The sequence below is a fragment of the Filibacter tadaridae genome (genome assembly GCF_900609045.1).
Classification (GTDB): Bacteria; Bacillota; Bacilli; order Bacillales_A; family Planococcaceae; genus Sporosarcina; species Sporosarcina tadaridae.
Genome location: NZ_UXAV01000005.1, coordinates 1 through 2,720, shown reverse-complemented (window position 1 = coordinate 2,720; position 2,720 = coordinate 1). Strand labels below are relative to the sequence as shown.

Below are 2,720 nucleotides of genomic sequence, written 5' to 3'. Positions count from 1 at the left end.
AATTAAAAAAAGCCTTGATTTCCCTTGAAGAACAAGGAAAAATACAAGACTCTGAAGATGATGATGCTGATCTAGTTCATGTCGATAATGAAGATAAAAACTGTAAATGCAGCGTTTGCCAATCCGATATGTTAGAAGAATTATACAGCTGGATTCCAAGTGTAAAAAATTACTTAAAAAAAGAATAACCCTTCTAGCAAAGGGTCGGTTAAATCAACTATTACTTTCATTATACAGTATTTTTCACCTTCATTCAAATCCAATGTTAGGAAAAGGGCGTCCGTTCGTTCGGCGTGTTCCAGGGGTTCCGGCTTGCCCGGGTTCCTGGACGCGACGACGATGGATGCCCTTTCTTTGTGTGGATTTGTAGAAGCGGTAAAGCTGTTTGTAAAGCTGTTTGTAATACAGTTTACTTTAATTGTAATTACTATTTGACATTGTGTAATACATGGTTAATAATTAGTGTAATGAAACCGAGGAGGAAAAAAACATGACAAAAATAAAAGATATGATTCAGTCACGTATTAACGAATTAGCACTTTTAGAATTAGAAGAAGATGACAATGAAATGAGAAAGCCAGAAATGGTTGGTATTTCGCTTAGACTTTCAGAGGACGTTGTTGAACAGTTGGATTTGATTGCTGAAAAGCTTCATCTTTCACGATCAGAAGTTATCCGTGGTTTTTTGCATGCTGGTGCTAATGAAGCTTTTTCCGAATTAGGACTTACATTTGAAGATTTGAAAGGGGACGAAAACAATGGCTAAACAAAAACATATCGTGACGGCAATTCGTCCTTTCAATTTCGCTAATGATGACGGTGAAAAGGTTCAAGGTGTCACCGTTTATTATTTAGATACGACTAACGAAAATAGTGAATATGGTCAAGGTCACGCAGCATTGAATCTTACTTTGATCGGTGAACACTCTCAAAAATTCACTAAGCTGCCGGGCGTTTATGATCTCGATTTCAGACAGGCACGTGATACAAAAGGACGTCCGGTGCTCAAACTTCAAGACGTTCAATATTTGAAGCCGTTTAATTTGGAAATTGTTATATGAGTAAGAGAAAAGTAGACCTTTTTGAAGAAGAGGGATTATATTTCATACGCTACCATTTACCGAATGGGCATAGATTTGACCAAGTTTATTCGGGTGAGGTGGAATTTCTCGGTGCAGTAGCGTCTTTCTTGTATTCTTCCGATCCGTATTTTTACGATGTAAATATCGAAAAGGAAATCGCACCGATTGTATTATCGTTCATTGGTTCATTGGTGGCGTAATGTAAATCTAGTGCCGACTGTAGAAGCCCGATGAAACTCTTGAGGCTTGCCAGTCGGCACTTTGGCGAATAGACGCTCAAAACAACCGGTGGAGCTTCTATGCATGGCAAAGGGTCAAGTATAAATGTCTGACCGTAGGGAATTTATGCCTTTACCCTTTTAGTTGATTTCCACCCTATTCACGGTTCTCACCCATGTGAGGACCTGCCACCCGGCGAGGGGGTTTGGGGGTTTGACCCTTTTAAAAGGGGCAAGGTTTAGACCTTTTCTTTATGATTTTGAACTGATTACTTCTTTACTTGATACTATAGAAACAACTCACGGCACGAAATACCATATAAACGGCGTAGCGGCGGGATTTATCGCCGATTTCTATGTAGTAGATTCGTAGATGAAGGGTGTTGATGGAATTTGGGACAAGACTACGAGATTTTGACCGACTTTAACGGCTTTGATAAGGAAAGACCCTGGAAAAGTCACAAGACGAATAGCCAACTACTTTCTGAATCCTATGGACGGATCAGTGAAAAATATAAGGGCACGTTTTGGTCCAACCGTTCAGAGAATGTAAATTATTGCGGTTCATCGTTGAAATTTAGTGCCTGCCCTCATGGACATGAAAAAAATTTAAAATGGGCCAACTTTTGCAGAATTAGAATGTGTCCAATGTGCTCATGGAGAAAGTCACTTTTAAATGCCTACAATCTCAAACGGGTTGCACATGAAGCAGTTCAGCAGAGAAAAATGCGTTTTTTATTTCTTACTTTGACAGTTGAAAATTGTACTGGTGAAGATCTAGCAGAAACGGTTTCTCACTTAATGAAATCATGGGATAGGTTTTCAAAAAGAAAACAGTTTCAAAAATTGATTTTAGGTTGGTTTCGTTCGCTAGAAGTAACAAGAAATTATGACGATGGAAAGTTTCATCCTCACTTTCACGTTTTGCTGGCTGTTTCACCCTCCTATTTTTCACATGGATATATAAAGACAGATGAATGGGTTAAATTGTGGCAGAAGAGCTTACAAGTGGACTACACGCCTATTGTAGATATACGGACAGTCAAAAATAAGCGTAATAAGGAAAAAGAACAAAGTTTACTGGTAGAAAAGGGAATTGAAGAAACAGAGCTTTCCGGTGGTGCTATTGCTGAGCTTGCAAAGTACACGACAAAAGCAGACGATTTTTTAGTTTACAACCGGAGAAAATCAATTCAAAAAGGTAAAGAAGTTCTCTATATTCCTGACGTTTCATCAGGTATTGACGAAGAAAAGACCGATGAAGTTGTATTTATTTTAGATACCTCTTTAGCTCGTAGAAGATTAATAGCCTATGGTGGAGAATTAAAAAAAGCCTTGATTTCCCTTGAAGAACAAGGAAAAATACAAGACTCTGAAGATGATGATGCTGATCTAGTTCATGTCGATAATGAAGATAAAA

General features: G+C 38.4%; 6 protein-coding genes. All 6 read left to right on the top strand.

What is annotated here, in order from left to right:
* Window positions 1-188: hypothetical protein (locus FILTAD_RS15700; protein ID WP_160117526.1), on the top strand; the 188-nt coding region annotated here is incomplete at its 5' end.
* A gap of 302 nt (window positions 189-490) precedes the next feature.
* The gene (locus FILTAD_RS00035; RefSeq protein ID WP_124068467.1) at window positions 491-766 is read left to right on the top strand and encodes a ribbon-helix-helix domain-containing protein; all 276 of its coding nucleotides are present in this window, start codon (window positions 491-493) and stop codon (window positions 764-766) included.
* Window positions 759-1,061 carry a hypothetical protein gene (locus FILTAD_RS00030; RefSeq protein WP_124068466.1) on the top strand — a complete coding sequence of 101 codons (303 nt, stop codon included), beginning with the start codon at window positions 759-761 and terminating at the stop codon, window positions 1,059-1,061. The genes FILTAD_RS00035 and FILTAD_RS00030 overlap by 8 nt, the downstream gene beginning before the upstream one ends.
* Window positions 1,058-1,282 carry a hypothetical protein gene (locus FILTAD_RS00025; protein ID WP_124068465.1) on the top strand — a complete coding sequence of 75 codons (225 nt, stop codon included), beginning with the start codon at window positions 1,058-1,060 and terminating at the stop codon, window positions 1,280-1,282. The genes FILTAD_RS00030 and FILTAD_RS00025 overlap by 4 nt, the downstream gene beginning before the upstream one ends.
* A 232-nt stretch (window positions 1,283-1,514) precedes the next feature.
* The gene (locus FILTAD_RS15695) at window positions 1,515-1,673 is read left to right on the top strand and encodes a hypothetical protein (RefSeq protein WP_160117525.1); all 159 of its coding nucleotides are present in this window, start codon (window positions 1,515-1,517) and stop codon (window positions 1,671-1,673) included.
* Window positions 1,674-1,693: 20 nt separating this feature from the next.
* Window positions 1,694-2,720, top strand: a 1,027-nt coding sequence (locus FILTAD_RS00020; protein WP_124068464.1) for a protein rep, incomplete at its 3' end; no start/stop codon positions are given.